Genomic DNA, 15,473 nt, shown 5'->3' with positions numbered 1-15,473 from the left:
CCTTTTCCGAAAATGCGAAAGCCCGGCCTCGCGGCCGGGCTTTTCCTTTGGCTTTGGCCCCTGCGGCTCAGTGCAGCTTGGCGCCCACTTCGGCGATGGAGGCATCGACCAGCGCATTCGCGCGGGCCGGCGTCATCTGTTTCGCCAGCAATTCGGCCGAGGCCGCGATGGCGACGCTGACCGCACGTTCGCGCACCTCGCGGACGGCGGCGGCTTCGGCCGCGGCGATCTGTTCCTCTGCCGCTTGCAGCCGGCGCGCGATGGACCGCTTGAGATCCTCTTTCGCCGTCGCAGCAGCCTCCAGCGCATCCGTACGGGCGTTGGCGACGATGCGGTCGGCCTGTTCGCTGACCTCGCGCTGGCGGCGTTCATAGGATGCCAGCAGCGCCTTGGCCTCTTCGCGCAGGGCGCGGGCGGCCTCCAGATCGGCCTTGATCTGCGCGGCGCGCTTGTCGAGCAACCCGCCGAGTTTCGCCGGAACCTTGACGTAAAGCAGGATGCCGACGAAGATCAGGAAGGCGATTAGCACCGTGAAGTTGGTGTTGCCGAGCGAGAAGAACGGTCCCGAGGCGGCAAGCGCCGGCGCGGCCATGGCCGACAGTGCCGCCGAAAGCATCAGTGCACGCATCGGATCACCCCTTCACCCGCGCGGCCACCGCCGCGGTGACGCCGGCCGCATCCGCCGTGCCGCCCAGAAGGGCAACGATGTCCTGCGTCGCCTCGCGGGCGACCTCGGACACGCTTTCCAGCGCCGAGGCGCGGATCGCGGAAATGCGGCGTTCGGATTCCGCGGCCTTGGCCGCGATCTCTGCATCCGCCAGGGCGGTCGCGGCGTCCAGATCGGCCTGGATGTCCGCCCGGGCCGCCGCGACGATGCGGGCGGCTTCGGCCCGGGCATCGGCGAGCGCCTGGTTGTAGGCCGCCTCGGCCTCCTGCGCCTTCAGTTTCAGTTCTTCCGCCGCGGCGATGTCGCTGGTGATCGAACCCCTGCGTTCGGCCAGAACGGCCCCGATCCGGGGCAGCGCCACGCGCGACAGCAGCAGGTAGATCAGGACCAGCGCCACCACCAGCCAGAAGATCTGGTTGGGAACCCAATCCGCGCAAAGCTGCGGCAGACCGATGGCGCCGCCATGCGCATCGACGCAGACGCCCGCGGCCTCTTCAAGGATGGGGATCGGATGTTCTGCCATGTCAGTCCTCCATCGGAACCGTTCTTGACCGGAAAGGGCGCCGGGTCATCCCGGCGCCGCATCCGTTCGGAAGGTGCCCTGGATCAGACGGCGAACATCAGCAGCAGGGCGATCAGGAACGAGAAGATGCCCAGAGCTTCGGCAAAGGCGATGCCGACGAACAGCGTCGCGGTCTGGCTGGCGGCCGCCGAGGGGTTGCGCAGGGCGCCGGCCAGGAAGTTGCCGGCAATGTTGCCCACGCCGATGCCGGCGCCGCCCAGACCGAAGGCCGCGAGGCCAGCGCCGATGTATTTGCCGAGCAGAGCGAGTTCGCCTTCCATGATGATGTCTCCTTGAGTTGGAATGGCTTGGATAGGGGGCCGGACCTCAGTGGTGGGCGTCGCCCACAGCGTCTTTCAGATAGACGCAGGTCAGGATGGTGAACACATAGGCCTGCACGACGGCCACCAGCGCCTCGAGCGCATAGATGCCGACCATCGCGCCAAGCGCCAGGGGCGAGATCAGGGTGACGGCGGCAAAGCCGGCAAAGACCTTGAGCACGGCGTGGCCGGCCATCAGCGCGCCGGCAAGACGCACCGAGTGCGAGACCGGGCGGATGAAGTACGAGATGATCTCGATCACCGCGAGCACCGGGCGCAGCGCCAGCGGCGCGGACGTAACCCAGAACATCGACAGGAAACCCACGCCCTTGCGCGCCAGCCCCAGAAGGGTCACGCCGAGGAACACCAGCAGCGCAAGCACCACGGTGGTGGCGATCTGGCTGGTGGTCGAAAAGCTCATCGGGATCAGGCCGAGCAGGTTGGCGAACAGCACGAACAGGAAGAGCGTCATCACATAGGGGAAGTATTTCACCCCCTCGTGGCCGGTCACTTCCTCGACCATGTTGTGGATGAAGCCGTAGATCAGTTCGGCGACCGACTGCGACCGCGAGGGCACGATGGCCCGGCGGCGGGTGCCGAGGATCATCAGCGCCGCCACGGCCAGCACCGCCAGCGCCAGCCACAACGTGGCGTTGGTGGGGGTGTACCAGTGCACCGCCCCTTCGCCGAAAAGCGGTTTCACGATGAACTGATCCATCGGATGGATCGGCAATTCGCCTTCTGCCGCCACGATCTAGCCCTTCTTCCCGTCGTCGGGGCCCTGCCCCGGGTCATCCGTCCCTTGCCCCAACCGCATGTGTTTCGCGGTCCCGAGCATCGTCTTGATCCCGGCCGCAAAGCCGAGAAGCGAAAATATGACGATCAGCACCGGCTTGGTGCCGAACAAGGTGTCCAGCCCGTAGCCGATCGCCAGTCCGAGGCCCATGCCGGCGACCAGTTCGATCACCATGCGCCAGGCGGCCTCGCCCTGGTTGAGGCCGTTCGCCGGGCGCACGGGTTTCGCCCCGCGCCCCTTGACCTCGGACAACCGTTCCTCGAGCTGTTTCAGACGCTCTCGATCCGGGTCCTCGACCATGCGGCAGCCCCCTCGTCAGTCGCGGGCAACCTACGGAGGGGCCCGGGATGAGTCAAGCGCGGTTCTGCACCGCCGCAACGAATAATTCCCATGCAAAAACATGTACTTGCAGAATGTCCGCGATCCGGCGCCCCGCGCCGCGGCCCATGGGAACGGTTTTCCCACATTCAACCCGCCGGTTGACCTTCCGCACGCCGGGCGGCAAGGTCGCGCGCATGTCCGACCCGCTCGACACGGTTTTCGCCGCCCTGGCCGACCCGACCCGGCGCGCCATTCTGGCGATGCTGCTGGAAGACGACATGGCCGTGACCGATGTGGCCGAACCCTTCGCGATGTCGCTGGCGGCGGTATCCAAGCACCTCCAGATCCTCGCCGAGGCCGGGCTGATCAGTCAGGAAAAGCGCGGCAGGGTGAAATGGTGCAAGCTGGAACCCGATGCGATGCGCGCGGCCTCGGTCTGGATGCAGGGCTTCGGGCAGTTCGAGCCGGTGGACCTCGAGGCGTTCGAGCGGTTCCTGGCGGTGGAACTGACGGACCCTAGCGATCCCCCGGCTCCGGCTTGAGCAGCACGGCCAGCGCCGCCACCGTCAGCGCCACGCCCCCCAGCACCAGCAAGGGCGGCGCGCCGCGGCCGAGCGCGATTTCCCACAGGATCACCCAGCTCGGCACCAGATAGGTATAGGCCATCACCTTGGCCGCGGGCAGCCGCTGCGCCGCATACTGGATCAGCACGAAGGTCGCGGCAGAGGCAAAGACCGCCGTATAGGCCAGCGTGACCCAGACCACCGCGGGCAGCGCGCCCCAGTCCACGGCCCCGATCGCCCCCCAGGACCAGACCACCAGCAGCGCCGCCCCGGTGAGCGTGATGAACAGGGTGGAAATCACCGGCGGCTCGCCCCGCCCGAACCGGCGCAAAAGCGGCGTCAGCAGCGCATGGGCCACGCAGCCGACGAAATAGATCGCCTCGCCCCGGCCGAAACCGAAGGCCGCCAGCGCCGCCGGATCGCCGCGAAAGATCACCCACAGCGCCCCTGCGCCCCCGATGGCCAGCGCCAGCACCATCCGCCCGGTCATCGCCTGCCGCAGCAGCAGCCAGCCGAACAGCCCCGTCAGGATCGGCGTCAGCGTGAACACCGCCGCCGTGGCGACCGGCGGCGCGGTCTTGAGCCCCTCGAACATCAGCACGAAATAGGCCGCATAGAGCCCGCCCAGCACCAGATACCGCCAGGGTGCTGCGGCATGGGCGCGCCGGACCCGCAGGCCGCGGGCAAGGACCAGCGCCGCCAGCACCGCCGCCGCGACCAGAAACCGCGCCGCGGTGAAGGCGCCGGGGTCGATCTCGTTCGCGGTCATCGCGCCGAGGCTGAAACTGCCCGCGATCAGCACCGAGAACAGCAGCATCGCCGCATGGCCCCGCAGCGCCTCTGCCCGGTGAGCGGCGGCAGCGGCGGCGGTCGCGGCGCTCACGCGCCTTCCCAGGCTTTCGCCGCCTCTTTGAGATGCGCAAGGCAGGCCTGCACCTTGGGCGTGCGGTGCAGGTCCACATGCGTGACCAGCCACAGGGGCGCCTCCCATTCGGGGCGCGCGGGCATGATTTCCATCACCTCGGGCTGTGCCCGCGCGACGAAGGTGGGCAGGAAGCCGATCCCCGCCCCGCACAGCACCGCCTCTACCAGCGCGGTGGATTCGGTCGCGCGGAAGGCGATGGAGGGCGAACCGATATGCTGCATCAGCCACCGGTTGTAGGGCGCGCGCAGGGCGTCGCCCTCGGGCACGATGAATTGGTGGCGCACGAAATCCGCAGGGCCCTGCGGCATGCCGTGACGCTCGATATAGCTGCGCGCGGCGTAAAGCCCGGTATGGATGCGCACGAAGGGCTGGACCACGTTGTCGGGCTCTTCCGGCGAGGCGCCGGCGCGCACGGCGACATGGGCCTCGCCGTATTCCAGCCGGAAGACGCGGCTGTCGGTCAGAAACCGCACCGTCAGCCCGGGATGCTGCGCCTGGAACGACACCAGCGCCGGGGTCAGCAGGCGCGAGATGCCGGTGATCGCCGTCACGACCAGATCGCCCGTGACGCTCGCCCCCTGGCCCTTGATGCGGCCTACAAGCTGGCCGAACTGGTCGGCGGTGGTTTCGGCCACCTGGAACAGGTCGCGCCCGGCCTCGGTCGGGGTATAGCCGCGGGCGTGGCGCTGGAACAACCGCGTGCCGAGCCGCTTTTCCAGCGCGTCGATATGGCGGATCACCGTGGCATGGTGCACGCCCAGAACCTCTGCCGCGCCCGATACCGTGCCAAGCCGCGCCACCTGCCAGGCGGTGCGGACCTCATCCCAGCTTTCCACGCCCCGTTCCTCCGTCTGCCGCCGGGCGCGCGACGGCCCCGGCCCGAACCGCGGCAGAGTGACGCGGTTCGCCGGCAGCCGCAACCCCGCCCGGGCGGGATCAGGCGGTGTGTTCTGCCTCCAGCGCGTCGGCGACGGCGGGCAGGTAGATCACCTGCGGCGGACGCACCCCATGGGTCAGCAGCACCCGGCGGATGTCGGGCGCGGCGCCGGTCACGTAAAGCCGCACGCCCTGCCGCGCGGCCTTGTGCGCCAGCCCCTCGATGGTGTTCGCCCCGGTCGAATCGAGGAAGGGGCAGGCCGCGAAATCCACCACCAGCGCGCGGTGGTCGGTCGAGATCCGGTCCAGCACCGACCCGATGGAGGCCGCCGCCCCGAAGAAGAACACCCCCGAGATGCGATAGACCACCACGCCCGGATCCTGCGCCGGCGCCTCGCCCCCGCGCGGGCTGTCGGCACGGTCCTCGGCCACGAAGGGGCTGTTGGTTTCCACCGCCGTCGCCCGCGACATCCGGTGGATGAACAGGACAGAACCGAGCGCGAAGCCCACCACGATCGCCTCGGTCAGGTCGCGAAAGACGGTCAGCAGGAAGGTCGCCCCCAACACCACCGCATCGCCCCAGCCCGCCCGCAGCAGGGTGGCGATGGCCGGTTTCTCGATCATGTTCCAGGCAACGACGGCCAGCACCCCCGCCAGCGCCGCCAGCGGGATATAGGCCGCCAGCGGCGCGGCCAGCAGCATGAACAGCAGCAGGAACAGCGCATGCAGCATCCCCGCCACCGGCCCGTGGGCGCCGGCGCGCACATTGGTCGCCGTGCGCGCGATGGTGCCGGTGACGCAAAAGCCCCCGAACAGCGCCGAACCCACGTTCGCCACCCCCTGCGCCACCAGTTCACAGTTCGACCGATGCCGCCGCCCGGTCATGCCGTCGGCCACCACGGCGGACAGCAGCGACTCGATGGCGCCCAGAAGGGTGAAGGACAGCGCGGCAGGCAGCACCTCGACCACCCGCGCGAGGGTGAGGGCGGGCAGATGCGGCATCGGCAGGGTATTGGGGATGCCCCCGAACTGCGACCCGATGGTGGCCACCGGCAGGCCAAGCCCCCCCGCCGCGGCCGCCGCCAGCGCCACCGCGACCAGCATCCCCGGCCAGTGCGGGCGCGCGGCCTTCAGCCCCAGGATCACCGCCACCGTTCCCGCCGACACCGCCACCGCCGCCGGTGTCACCGTGGGCAGCGCGGCCCAGAGAACGGGCAGCTTTTCCGCCAGCGGCCCGGGCTCCGCCCCCGCCAGCGTCAGGCCCAGAAGGGGTTTGATCTGGCTGGCGAAGATGATCACCGCGATCCCGGCGGTAAAGCCCACCGTCACCGGAAACGGGATGAACTTGACGAAGGTCCCCAGCCGCAACGCCCCTGCCGCCGCCAGCATCAGCCCCGACAGGAAGGTGGCAAGGATCAGCCCGTCCATCCCGTGCTGCGCCACGGTCGCCGCCACCAGCACGATGAACGCCCCCGCCGGCCCGCCGATCTGATAGCGCGACCCGCCCAGGGCAGAGACCAGAAAGCCCCCGATGATCGCCGTCACCAGCCCCTGCGCGGGCGTCGCGCCGGATGCGATGGCGATCGCCATCGACAGCGGCAGCGCCACGATGGCCACCGTCAGCCCCGCCACCGCATCGCGGCGCAGGCGCGCAAGGTCATAGCCCTCGCGCAGGACGGTCAGCAGTTTCGGCGTGTAAAGCTCTGCCAGCGTGGGGGCGGTCGGCGGGGCTTTGGACAGGTTCGGATACATGGCGGCGGCACCTTGTCTGGCGGCCCGTTCACCCCCGGCCGGGGGGTGGCGCGGGGTCGCGCAGACGGACGCCGCGCCCGGCCCCCAGGCTGGGCGCGCCCTCGCCGATCAGCTCGACCCCCGAGGCCTCGAGCGCGGCAACCACACGGGTCAGGCTTTCCACCACCCCGCGCACCTGGCCCACGCTCGCCTCCATCCGCTGGATGGTGGGCAGCGAAAGCCCGGCCCGTTCGGCCAGCGTCTTCTGGTCGATCCCGAGAAGCGCGCGCGCCGCGCGCATCTGCGCAGAGGTGATCATGGGCCCCCCATCTTGCCGCATGGGTCCTGTATAGGGGTGCAGGGCATGGATGTAAACGGGTTTGATGGTAGTATTGATGTACCATACATCACTTCTGCCAGAAAATCCCGCCCTTGCCCCGCCCACCCCGCCGCGCCTATCTTGGGGCGGAACCCGGGGGCGGCAGGATGGACGCAGAGGCACGGAAGATACCCAGCCATGAACTGACCTACGGCCGGCTGCGCGACATGGTGCTCTATGGCCGGCTGGAACCCGGCCAGCCGGTGACGATCCAGGGGCTGGTGCAGGCGCTCGACGCCGGGATGACCCCGGTGCGCGAGGCGATCCGCCGCCTGATCGCGGAAGGCGCGCTGCTGCCGCAGGGCAACCGCCGGGTGGCGGTGCCGCGGCTGACGCCCGTGCTCCTGGACCAGATCGCCTTCGCCCGGCTGACGATGGAACCCCATCTGGCCGAACGCGCCGGGCAGCGGCTGACCCCCGGCCTGATCGCCGATCTTGCCGCGCTGGACGCGGCGGTGGACCGGGCGATCGCGGCGGGGGATATTCCGGGCTATCTGGAGGCCAACCACCGCTTCCACTTCGCGCTCTACGACGCGTCGGAGGCCGCGGTGCTGGTGGACATCGCCCGCTCGCTCTGGCTGCGCTTCGGCCCCTCGCTGCGCGTGGTCTGCGCCCAAGTCGGCGCCGAGGCCCTGCCCGACCGGCATGGCGAGGCGCTGGCGGCGATGCGCGCGGGCGATGCCGCAGCACTCGCCCGCGCCATCGAACGCGACATCGCGCAGGGCATCGCACAGGTCCGGCAGGCGCTGGCGGCGGGCGAAGTCTGAGCCACGCCGGGGCAAGCCCCGGCCTGCGGATCCATCGCCCCCGCCCGGCGGCAGTACGGCTGGCGCGGTCGGCGGCGCGCCGCGCGGGAATATTTGGGGACAGAAAGTGAAGGGGGCGGTCCTGAACGGGGCCGCCCCTTTTTCTGTCAGCCGCGTTTCGGGCCGGGCTTGCCGCGCGGGGCGGGTTTGCCGCCGGTGGGCGTGCGCGGCTTGCGCAGGCTCTGGCTCGGGTCGGCGAAGTTGGGTTTCGCCGGGGCGGGCTTGGGGGCCGCGGGTTTGGCGTAGGCCGGTTTCGCGCGCGCGGGGCGGGCGTCGGCGCCCTTGGGGGCGGTGGTGCGCACCGGGTTGTCGTAGGTGCGTTTTTCCGCCCCGTCCTTCGACCAGCGCGCCTTGCGCGGGGCGCCGCTGTCACCGCCCTCGGCGGCCTTGGGGTACGGCTTGCGGGTCAGGCCCTGCGGCGCGTCGGCGGGTTTGCGCGGGGTATAGGGGCGCTTTTCGCCGTCGCTGTCACGGTCGCGCGGGGTGTAGGGCTTGCGTTCGCCCGTGGTGGTTTTCGGCCCCGCCGGCTTGCGGGTCAGGCCCTGCGGCGCATCCGAAGGTTTGCGCGGGGTATAGGGTTTGCGCTCGCCATCCTCGCGGGGGGTGTAGGGCTTGCGATCCTTGCGCTCGCCATCTTCCCGGGGGGTATACGGCTTGCGGTCCTCGCGCGGGGTGTAGGGTTTGCGCTCGCCATCCTCCCGCGGCGCGTAGGGTTTGCGGTCCTCGCGCGGGGCATAGGGTTTGCGTTCCCCCTCTTCCCGCGGCTTGTAGGGTTTGCGCGGGCGGTCGTCGCTGTGGCGCGGGGCGCGTTCGGGGCGTTCGAGCGTCGGTTCGCCCTCGATCCGCGCCATCGTCAGGCCCTCGTCGAGGTCGACCGAGGAACCGGGGGGCGCGAAGCGGTCGGCCACGGGTGCTGCGATCTGCACGAAGGTGCGGTCCTGCTGCACGCGGATCGCGCCGATGCTGTCGCGGGCGATGCCGCCGGCCTCGCAGATCTTGGGCAAGAGCCAGCGCGCCTCGGCCCGGCCGGTATGGCCCACCGACAGTTCGTACCAGACCGAGGGGCCGAATTCGGCGCGTTCGCGGCGCGGCGCGGGTTCGGACGGGGGCGCGATCTCGTCCACCACCTCGGGCGCCGACCGGCCCGCGCGCCACAGCCGCAAAAGGCAGAGCGCCGCGCCCTCGGGCCCGTGCATGCCGAGGATCGCCTCGACCATCGGGGCTTCCTCTTCGCCCGGCGGGTCGGTGAAGAGATCGTGGTTGATCAGCCGGGTGTCGTCGGCGGCCTGCACCTCTTCGGCCGAGGGCGGCTTGACCCATTCGGCCTGCACCTGCGCGCCCTGCAACACGCGCTGCGCCTTGCGCACATCCGAAGGCGTCACCACCAGCATCGACACGCCCTTGGCCCCCGCGCGTCCGGTGCGGCCCGAACGGTGCAGCAGCGTTTCGGGGTTGGTCGGCAGGTCGAAATGCACCACCAGTTCCAGGCCCGGCAGGTCGATCCCCCGCGCGGCGACATCGGTGGCGATGCAGACCCGCGCGCGCCCGTCGCGCAGCGCCTGCAACGCATGGCTGCGTTCGGATTGCGACAACTCGCCCGACAGCGCCACGACCGGGAAGCCGCGGTTGCCCATCCGCGCCAGCAGATGCGTGACCGTCGCGCGGGTCTTGCAGAACACGATGGCCACCTGCGCCTCGTGCAGGCGCAGCAGGTTCAGCACCGCGTTTTCCTTGTCGCGCTGCGCGACGTTCATGGCGCGGTATTCGATATCGACATGCTGGCGCGATTCGCCCTGCGCCACGACGCGCAAGGCGTCCTTCTGGAAATCGCGGGCCAGTTCCTCGATCGCCTTCGGCACGGTGGCCGAAAACATCAGCGTGCGGCGGGTTTCCGGCGCGGCGGACAGGATGAACTCCAGATCCTCGCGGAAGCCGAGGTCGAGCATCTCGTCGGCCTCGTCCAGCACCACGGCGCGGGTTTCCGACAGGTCGAGCGTCCCGCGCTCGATATGGTCGCGCAGGCGGCCGGGGGTGCCGACGACGATGGCCGCGCCCCGTTCCAGCGCGCGCCGTTCGGTGCGCCAGTCCATGCCGCCGACGCAGGACGCGACCTGCGCCCCGGTTTCGGCATAAAGCCATTCGACCTCGCGCCGCACCTGCAACGCCAGTTCGCGCGTGGGTGCCACGATCAGCGCCAGCGGCACCGGCGACACGACGGGCCCGCCGGTCCCGATCAGTTCGGGCGCGATGGCAAGGCCGAAGGCCACCGTCTTGCCCGAACCCGTCTGCGCCGACACCAGCAGATCGCGGCCCGCGCAATCGGGGGTCAGCACGGCCTCCTGCACGGGGGTGAGGGTGTCATAGCCCTTGGCGGCCAGGGCCCCTGCCAGCGGCGGGGCGATGCCATCGGTGATCGTCATGTGCGTCTTTCCTGGAAAGGGGGCCGCCATCGGGCCCGGGACAAGGCGCCCTTCCCCCCTTGCCCGGCCCCTCGCCGGGACCCGGAACCCGGCACCCAAGCGGCCCTCATAGGGCCAAAGCGCGGGGCTGTACAGGGCCTGCCGCTATTTCGCGGGCGCGTCGATGTCGGGGCGCACGGCATGCCAGTCGTCGATGGCGGCGGCGGCCTCTTCGGCGGTTTCGACGATGCGGAACAGCCGCAGGTCCTCGGGGCTGATGGTGCCGGCATCGGCCAGCGCCTGCCAGTTGACGACGCTGTTCCAGAAGCTGCCGCCGAACAGCAGGAAGGGCACCGGCTTCATCCGCCCGGTCTGGATCAGGGTCAGCGCCTCGAACATCTCGTCCAGCGTGCCGAAGCCGCCGGGGAAGATCACCACCGCATGCGCGCGCATCAGCAGGTGCATCTTGCGGATGGCGAAATAGTGGAAGTTGAAGCAGAGATCGGGCGTCACATATTCGTTCGGCGCCTGTTCGTGCGGCAGCACGATGTTCAGCCCGATGGAAATCCCCCCCGCCTCTGCCGCGCCGCGGTTGCCGGCCTCCATGATGCCGGGGCCGCCGCCGGTGACGATCACCCCGTCGAGGCAGTCGGGCCCGATGCAGCGTGCGGTCATCATATAGGCGAAGCGGCGCGCCTCGTCGTAATAGCGCGCCAGCGCCTCGGTGGGGCGGTCGGTGCCGCGGTCCTCGGGGGCGGGGATGCGGGCGCTGCCGAACATCACGATGGTGGACCGGACGTTGTATTCGTCCAGCATCATCTGCGCCTTCAGCAGCTCCAGTTGCAGCCGCACGGGGCGCAGTTCCTCGCGCGTCAGGAACTCGGTGTCGGTGAAGGCCAGCCGATAGGCCGGCGCGCGGGTCTGCGGCGTGTCGGGGATCTGCCGCGCCGCGCGCGCATCCTGGGCGCTGTCGCGGAACGGGTGCGAACGCGTCTCTTCGGTCATCGTCGGGTCTCCTGCGCGCATTGCCTGCCGGGTCCGCCCGGTCTATAGCCTGCGGAACCGAAGAGCCAGCCATGACGGGGATGACATGTCGAACGCCGCACTCGAAACCGCCATCGAAGCCGCCTGGGAGGCGCGCGACACCATCACCTCCGCGACCCGGGGCGCGGCGCGCGACGCGATCGAGGAAACGCTCGAGGCGCTGGACAAGGGCCGGCTGCGGGTGGCCGAGCGGCGGGCGAACGGCGACTGGCATGTGAACCAGTGGGCCAAGAAGGCGGTGCTTCTGGGCTTTCGCATCAAGGACATGGAGCCCCATGCCGGCGGCCCGCAGGGCGGCGGCTGGTGGGACAAGGTGGACAGCAAGTTCAAGGGCTGGGGCGCGGCGGACTGGAAGGCCGCCGGTTTCCGCGCCGTGCCGAACTGCGTCGTGCGCCGCTCGGCCTATATCGCGAAGGGCGTGGTGCTTATGCCGTCGTTCGTGAACCTCGGCGCCCATGTCGATGAAGGCACGATGGTCGACACTTGGGCCGCCGTGGGATCCTGCGCGCAGATCGGCAAGAACGTCCACCTGTCGGGCGGCGTCGGCATCGGCGGCGTGCTGGAACCGATGCAGGCGGGCCCGACGATCATCGAGGACAACTGCTTCATCGGCGCGCGGTCCGAGGTGGTCGAGGGCGTGATCGTCCGCGAAGGCTCGGTCCTGGGCATGGGCGTGTTCATCGGCCAGTCCACCAAGATCGTGGACCGCGAAACCGGCGCGGTGATGTATGGCGAGGTGCCGGCGGGTTCGGTCGTCGTCGCGGGTTCGATGCCGTCGAAGAACGGGGTGAGCCTCTACTGCGCGGTGATCGTCAAGCGCGTGGATGCGCAGACCCGTTCCAAGACCTCGATCAACGAACTGCTGCGCGATTGACCCCGCGCCCTCTGCCCGGCGGTGACGCAGGGGGAGAGGGCAGCGGCCTCCGGCGGGGATATTTAAGGACAGAAAGTGTCGCGGGCGTGCCTTCATTTTCTGTCTGAAAATATCCTCAGGGGGTGAATTGGCGCAGCCAAGAGGGGGCAGAATGCCCCCTTTCTTCCTTCCCGACGGCCACGACGGAGCATGCGATGACCGAGGACAAGACCAAGCGCCCGCAACAGGTGCATACCCTGCTGGTCGAGGTCGGGCGCAAGCCGGGCGACGGGCTGCCCGCCAAGGCCACGGGGGCGGCGCTGCTGCTCTATGCCAGCGGGGTGGACGAGGCGGAGGCCGTGCGCGAGGCGGTGGCGGTGCTGAAGGTCGCCGACATGGCGGTGCTGGAGGTGACGGCGCAGGGCACGCTCGACGAACGGCTGGAGGCGGGCGAGCAGATCGATGCGGAGGAGCGCGCGCTGATGGGCCGGGCACTGGCCGAAAACGCGGTCATCGTCGCGCAGGTGGAGCCGTTCTTCGACTGATCACGCGGCCAGTCCGGGGGCCAGTTCCGCCGCCATCGGCCGGTCGGGCAGCAGGGCGGCGGTTTCATAGGGCCGCAGGCAGGGGCGCGGCGCGGGCAGGGCGGGGTTGACCGCGCCCGACAGCACCGCCACCCCGTCGCACAGGATCAGCGCCGGCCGTTCCGTCACCGGGCAGATAAGTGTGCTGGCCGTGCCCGTGCGCAGCCGCTGCGCCACCAGCCGGTCGGTGATGTCGCCCGCCGCCGCCAGCACCTCTTCGGTGCCGAAGAGGTATTCCACCGCCGCCCCGTCGAACAGAAGCCGCGTCTGCGGCCCCGCCAGCATGTCGCGCGGGATCGGGAAATGGCCCGCGCGCAGCCGCACCGGCGCAAGCGCCGCGCGATGCGGCGCCGCATGGCGGTAGAGCGCGGCGAGCGGCTGCGCCCCCTGGTCGAGCGTCAGCACCCTGTCGCCGGGCCGCAGCCGGCCGAGGGGGACATAGCCCCCCGGCGTGGCGACCAGCGTATCGGGGCCGAGCGCGGCGCCCGGCGGGTTGCGCCAGATCCCGCGCGACAGCCCCCACCACAGCACCGCGGGGTGGAACGCGCCGGGCGTCTGCGCCGCGTCCGCCAGCGCCGCGCCGAGGCCGGGCGGCGGGGGCAGCGGGTCGGTGCCGGTCGCGCGCGCGCCGCTGCCCCCGCCCTCTGCGGCCAGCGACCAGCGGCCCTGCGCCATGTCCCAGGACAGGTTCAGCGTCACCCCGCCCTTCAGCCCCGCGGGCAGGGGGCCGGCCAGCCAGTGGCGGCGCATCGTGCTGCCCGCGCGGGCGATCACCCCGATGCCGAGCGCGGGGTCCACCATCACCGACAGGCCCGCGCGCCCGCCTTCCATCCGCAGTTCCATCACCACCGTCGGGTCCGCCACCGGGCGGCTGAGGCCGATCAGCAGGCTGCCGCGGGGCAGGGGGTCCGTTTCGCATCCGGGCCCGCATCCGGCTTCGGCGCCCGACAGCGCGATCCATTCCGTCATCGTTCAGGCCGCCCGCGCGGTGGCCAGCAGCACCTGCGCCTCGAAGCTGCGCAGGGTGCGGCGCGCGGCGGGGCTGTAGCCCGCGCCGGTTTCGGGGTCGAGTTCGGGGAAAAGGGTGCGGATCTCCTCTACCACCGCGCGGTCGAAACTGTGCACGATCTGCGGCCCGGGCAGGAAGCTTTCGGTGGCGAGCCCTTCGGAAAACACCACCTGGTGGCGGTCGAACAGCAGGTGGACGTATTCGACCGTCCCGCCCTCGCGCAGGGTGATCGACCGGCCGTTGACCAGATCGCGCGCGGCGACCAGCACCTCGGGTTCGCCGAACATCAGTTCCGCCAGATTGTCGCGCAGAAGGATCCGGTGCTGGGGCGAGACCAGCAGCCGCCCGTGCCGCCCGAAGGTGCCCGCGCGGATCTGCACCGGGGCAAGCCGGCCCTGCGCCTCGACCGTGCGCCGGCCGATCCAGCGCAGCGGCTGCGGCCCGTCGTCCAGCGTCGTCACCAGATCGCCGGGGCGCAGGCTTTCCACCGGCCGGTCGCCGTCGGGCGTGCGGATCATCGTGCCGGCGACGAAGCAGGGCACCTGGTTCACGGTGACGAAGCCGGTGGCCTGGGTGCCGTTGCCCTTGGCGACGGTATAGGTGAAGTTCACCGTCTCGGTATCGTTGTCGCCGACGATCGTGACGGTGCCGTTGGCGTTGATGACGATCTTCTGCCCGGTGGTCAGCGTGATGACCGACCCGGTGGTGACGCTGATGCCGTTGATATGGGTGATGACCAGCGCGCCCGAGCCGGTGAAGGTGTCGTTGGCGCGCAGGTCCACCGTCTGGCTGGTGCCGGGGCGCACCTCCACCAGATCGGCATTGGCGACCACCGCCGTCTGCACGCCGCCCGCGCTGATCAGCAGGTTGGAATCGTACTGATAGTCGGACGTGTCCGCGATGCCGATACGGATGGAGTTCACCACCCCCGGCACGACGTTCATGATCAGCGACAGCGTGACGGTGAACCCGTCCATTTCCGTGTTGTAGGCGTCGTTGGTGTTGTTGTTGTAGAGGTTGACGTTGGTCTGCGGGTTGAGGTTGTTGACCGCCGTGTCGCCGTTGCCGATCGCCACCGGCACATGGGTGCCGTTGACCCAGACGCCCACCACGTCGTTGTAGATCGAATTTATGAACTCGGGGTATTCGTCGGAGGCGAAGACGAACTGCATCGTCATCTGGCTGGCGGTGGGAATGAAATCCACGTCCAGCCAGGCGGCGTCATAGGTGCGTGTGCCGGCGATGGCGTTGAACATCGCGTTGTTGTCCACGCCCCAGGTGTTGGTCGTGGTCGAGGCGCTGCGGTTCGGGTCGCCCGAGGACTGGGTGAAATCGCGCACGTTGCCGGTGGACAGGATCACCCCGGTGTCGCCCGGCGTGGTCAGGGGCGACCGCGCGTCGCCCAACGAATAGACGGCGGACGAATTGGCATCCCCCGTATAGCTGGCGCGCACCACGGTGGTGCCCTCGCCGAAGATGGTGCGCGCCATCGTCAGTGCCGAGGCGCTGGTATTGTAGCCCAGTTCGCTGCCCGTCGCCATGAATACCCCTGAACGACTGTCACTCTTCACCGGCTTGGACAGGTGCAGGCGGGGCCGCGGGGGCGGCCCTTCCGGTTTCCGGTCCGGGCGCGTTGGC

General features: G+C 70.1%; 17 protein-coding genes. 4 read left to right on the top strand and 13 right to left on the bottom strand.

Translation table 11 applies throughout. The features are described 5' to 3' along the window. Positions 1-67 precede the first annotated feature (67 nt). The 5 genes from RGD00_RS13505 to RGD00_RS13485 all read right to left on the bottom strand — a co-directional run bounded on the left by RGD00_RS13505 (position 68) and on the right by RGD00_RS13485 (position 2,645). Positions 68-628, bottom strand: coding sequence for a F0F1 ATP synthase subunit B (locus tag RGD00_RS13505; protein ID WP_310457867.1), 561 nt, complete (start codon positions 626-628; stop codon positions 68-70). 4 nt (positions 629-632) lie between these two features. Further along, positions 633-1,190 carry a F0F1 ATP synthase subunit B' gene (locus tag RGD00_RS13500; protein WP_310457866.1) on the bottom strand — a complete coding sequence of 186 codons (558 nt, stop codon included), beginning with the start codon at positions 1,188-1,190 and terminating at the stop codon, positions 633-635. A gap of 83 nt (positions 1,191-1,273) precedes the next feature. Then, positions 1,274-1,510: a F0F1 ATP synthase subunit C gene (locus tag RGD00_RS13495; protein ID WP_310457865.1), complete on the bottom strand. Its 237-nt coding sequence runs from the start codon at positions 1,508-1,510 to the stop codon at positions 1,274-1,276. Between the two features lie 46 nt (positions 1,511-1,556). Continuing rightward, positions 1,557-2,267 (bottom strand): F0F1 ATP synthase subunit A, encoded by a 711-nt coding sequence (locus RGD00_RS13490; protein WP_310457900.1) that lies wholly within the window; start codon positions 2,265-2,267, stop codon positions 1,557-1,559. Between the two features lie 36 nt (positions 2,268-2,303). Continuing rightward, positions 2,304-2,645: an AtpZ/AtpI family protein gene (locus tag RGD00_RS13485; protein ID WP_310457864.1), complete on the bottom strand. Its 342-nt coding sequence runs from the start codon at positions 2,643-2,645 to the stop codon at positions 2,304-2,306. A gap of 215 nt (positions 2,646-2,860) precedes the next feature. Here RGD00_RS13485 and RGD00_RS13480 point away from each other — a divergent pair, with 215 nt between their 5' ends. Next, positions 2,861-3,208, top strand: coding sequence for an ArsR/SmtB family transcription factor (locus tag RGD00_RS13480; protein WP_310457899.1), 348 nt, complete (start codon positions 2,861-2,863; stop codon positions 3,206-3,208). On the opposite strand, the gene RGD00_RS13475 is transcribed toward RGD00_RS13480, so the two are convergent. The 4 genes from RGD00_RS13475 to RGD00_RS13460 form a co-directional block, all read right to left on the bottom strand. Further along, the gene (locus tag RGD00_RS13475; RefSeq protein ID WP_310457863.1) at positions 3,183-4,112 is read right to left on the bottom strand and encodes a DMT family transporter; all 930 of its coding nucleotides are present in this window, start codon (positions 4,110-4,112) and stop codon (positions 3,183-3,185) included. The genes RGD00_RS13480 and RGD00_RS13475 overlap by 26 nt on opposite strands. After that, positions 4,109-4,990 (bottom strand): LysR family transcriptional regulator, encoded by an 882-nt coding sequence (locus tag RGD00_RS13470; RefSeq protein ID WP_310457862.1) that lies wholly within the window; start codon positions 4,988-4,990, stop codon positions 4,109-4,111. Before RGD00_RS13470 ends, RGD00_RS13475 begins: the two co-directional genes overlap by 4 nt. A gap of 100 nt (positions 4,991-5,090) precedes the next feature. Next, the gene (locus tag RGD00_RS13465) at positions 5,091-6,782 is read right to left on the bottom strand and encodes a SulP family inorganic anion transporter (protein WP_310457861.1); all 1,692 of its coding nucleotides are present in this window, start codon (positions 6,780-6,782) and stop codon (positions 5,091-5,093) included. A gap of 28 nt (positions 6,783-6,810) precedes the next feature. Then, the gene (locus tag RGD00_RS13460) at positions 6,811-7,080 is read right to left on the bottom strand and encodes a helix-turn-helix domain-containing protein (protein ID WP_310457860.1); all 270 of its coding nucleotides are present in this window, start codon (positions 7,078-7,080) and stop codon (positions 6,811-6,813) included. Between the two features lie 167 nt (positions 7,081-7,247). Here RGD00_RS13460 and RGD00_RS13455 point away from each other — a divergent pair, with 167 nt between their 5' ends. Next, the gene (locus RGD00_RS13455) at positions 7,248-7,907 is read left to right on the top strand and encodes a GntR family transcriptional regulator (RefSeq protein ID WP_310457859.1); all 660 of its coding nucleotides are present in this window, start codon (positions 7,248-7,250) and stop codon (positions 7,905-7,907) included. Between the two features lie 146 nt (positions 7,908-8,053). On the opposite strand, the gene RGD00_RS13450 is transcribed toward RGD00_RS13455, so the two are convergent. After that, the gene (locus RGD00_RS13450; protein WP_310457858.1) at positions 8,054-10,366 is read right to left on the bottom strand and encodes a DEAD/DEAH box helicase; all 2,313 of its coding nucleotides are present in this window, start codon (positions 10,364-10,366) and stop codon (positions 8,054-8,056) included. A gap of 144 nt (positions 10,367-10,510) precedes the next feature. Beyond that, a complete protein-coding gene (locus tag RGD00_RS13445; protein ID WP_310457857.1) occupies positions 10,511-11,350 on the bottom strand; it encodes an LOG family protein in 840 nt (279 codons plus the stop codon). Positions 11,351-11,435: 85 nt separating this feature from the next. Here RGD00_RS13445 and dapD point away from each other — a divergent pair, with 85 nt between their 5' ends. Together dapD and RGD00_RS13435 are read left to right on the top strand one after the other, a co-directional pair. Next, on the top strand, positions 11,436-12,263 hold the full coding sequence (gene dapD / locus RGD00_RS13440) for a 2,3,4,5-tetrahydropyridine-2,6-dicarboxylate N-succinyltransferase (RefSeq protein ID WP_310457856.1): 828 nt from the start codon (positions 11,436-11,438) through the stop codon (positions 12,261-12,263). 194 nt (positions 12,264-12,457) lie between these two features. After that, a complete protein-coding gene (locus tag RGD00_RS13435) occupies positions 12,458-12,787 on the top strand; it encodes a hypothetical protein (protein ID WP_310457855.1) in 330 nt (109 codons plus the stop codon). Here the strand turns inward: RGD00_RS13435 and RGD00_RS13430 are convergent, their stop codons facing one another. Together RGD00_RS13430 and RGD00_RS13425 are read right to left on the bottom strand one after the other, a co-directional pair. Then, positions 12,788-13,795: a Hint domain-containing protein gene (locus RGD00_RS13430; protein WP_310457854.1), complete on the bottom strand. Its 1,008-nt coding sequence runs from the start codon at positions 13,793-13,795 to the stop codon at positions 12,788-12,790. It abuts the gene before it with no gap. A 3-nt stretch (positions 13,796-13,798) separates the two neighbouring features. Further along, a complete protein-coding gene (locus tag RGD00_RS13425; protein ID WP_310457853.1) occupies positions 13,799-15,376 on the bottom strand; it encodes a Hint domain-containing protein in 1,578 nt (525 codons plus the stop codon). Between the last annotated feature and the right edge of the window lie 97 nt (positions 15,377-15,473).

The organism is Ruixingdingia sedimenti (assembly GCF_031432425.1).
GTDB classification, from domain to species: Bacteria; Pseudomonadota; Alphaproteobacteria; order Rhodobacterales; family Rhodobacteraceae; genus Ruixingdingia; species Ruixingdingia sedimenti.
The sequence above is the reverse complement of the archived record's forward strand: the minus strand, read 5'-3'. Positions and strand labels throughout refer to the sequence as shown.

Bases quoted from the DNA above. Each gene is read 5' to 3' on its own strand.
- RGD00_RS13490 (WP_310457900.1), bottom strand. From the start codon at position 2,267: ATGGATCAGTTCATCGTGAAACCGCTTTTCGGCGAAGGGGCGGTGCAC.
- dapD (WP_310457856.1), top strand. From the start codon at position 11,436: ATGTCGAACGCCGCACTCGAAACCGCCATCGAAGCCGCCTGGGAGGCG.
- RGD00_RS13465 (WP_310457861.1), bottom strand. From the start codon at position 6,782: ATGTATCCGAACCTGTCCAAAGCCCCGCCGACCGCCCCCACGCTGGCA.
- RGD00_RS13500 (WP_310457866.1), bottom strand. From the start codon at position 1,190: ATGGCAGAACATCCGATCCCCATCCTTGAAGAGGCCGCGGGCGTCTGC.
- RGD00_RS13480 (WP_310457899.1), top strand. From the start codon at position 2,861: ATGTCCGACCCGCTCGACACGGTTTTCGCCGCCCTGGCCGACCCGACC.
- RGD00_RS13450 (WP_310457858.1), bottom strand. From the start codon at position 10,366: ATGACGATCACCGATGGCATCGCCCCGCCGCTGGCAGGGGCCCTGGCC.
- RGD00_RS13455 (WP_310457859.1), top strand. From the start codon at position 7,248: ATGGACGCAGAGGCACGGAAGATACCCAGCCATGAACTGACCTACGGC.
- RGD00_RS13505 (WP_310457867.1), bottom strand. From the start codon at position 628: ATGCGTGCACTGATGCTTTCGGCGGCACTGTCGGCCATGGCCGCGCCG.
- RGD00_RS13495 (WP_310457865.1), bottom strand. From the start codon at position 1,510: ATGGAAGGCGAACTCGCTCTGCTCGGCAAATACATCGGCGCTGGCCTC.
- RGD00_RS13460 (WP_310457860.1), bottom strand. From the start codon at position 7,080: ATGATCACCTCTGCGCAGATGCGCGCGGCGCGCGCGCTTCTCGGGATC.
- RGD00_RS13435 (WP_310457855.1), top strand. From the start codon at position 12,458: ATGACCGAGGACAAGACCAAGCGCCCGCAACAGGTGCATACCCTGCTG.
- RGD00_RS13445 (WP_310457857.1), bottom strand. From the start codon at position 11,350: ATGACCGAAGAGACGCGTTCGCACCCGTTCCGCGACAGCGCCCAGGAT.
- RGD00_RS13425 (WP_310457853.1), bottom strand. From the start codon at position 15,376: ATGGCGACGGGCAGCGAACTGGGCTACAATACCAGCGCCTCGGCACTG.
- RGD00_RS13485 (WP_310457864.1), bottom strand. From the start codon at position 2,645: ATGGTCGAGGACCCGGATCGAGAGCGTCTGAAACAGCTCGAGGAACGG.
- RGD00_RS13430 (WP_310457854.1), bottom strand. From the start codon at position 13,795: ATGACGGAATGGATCGCGCTGTCGGGCGCCGAAGCCGGATGCGGGCCC.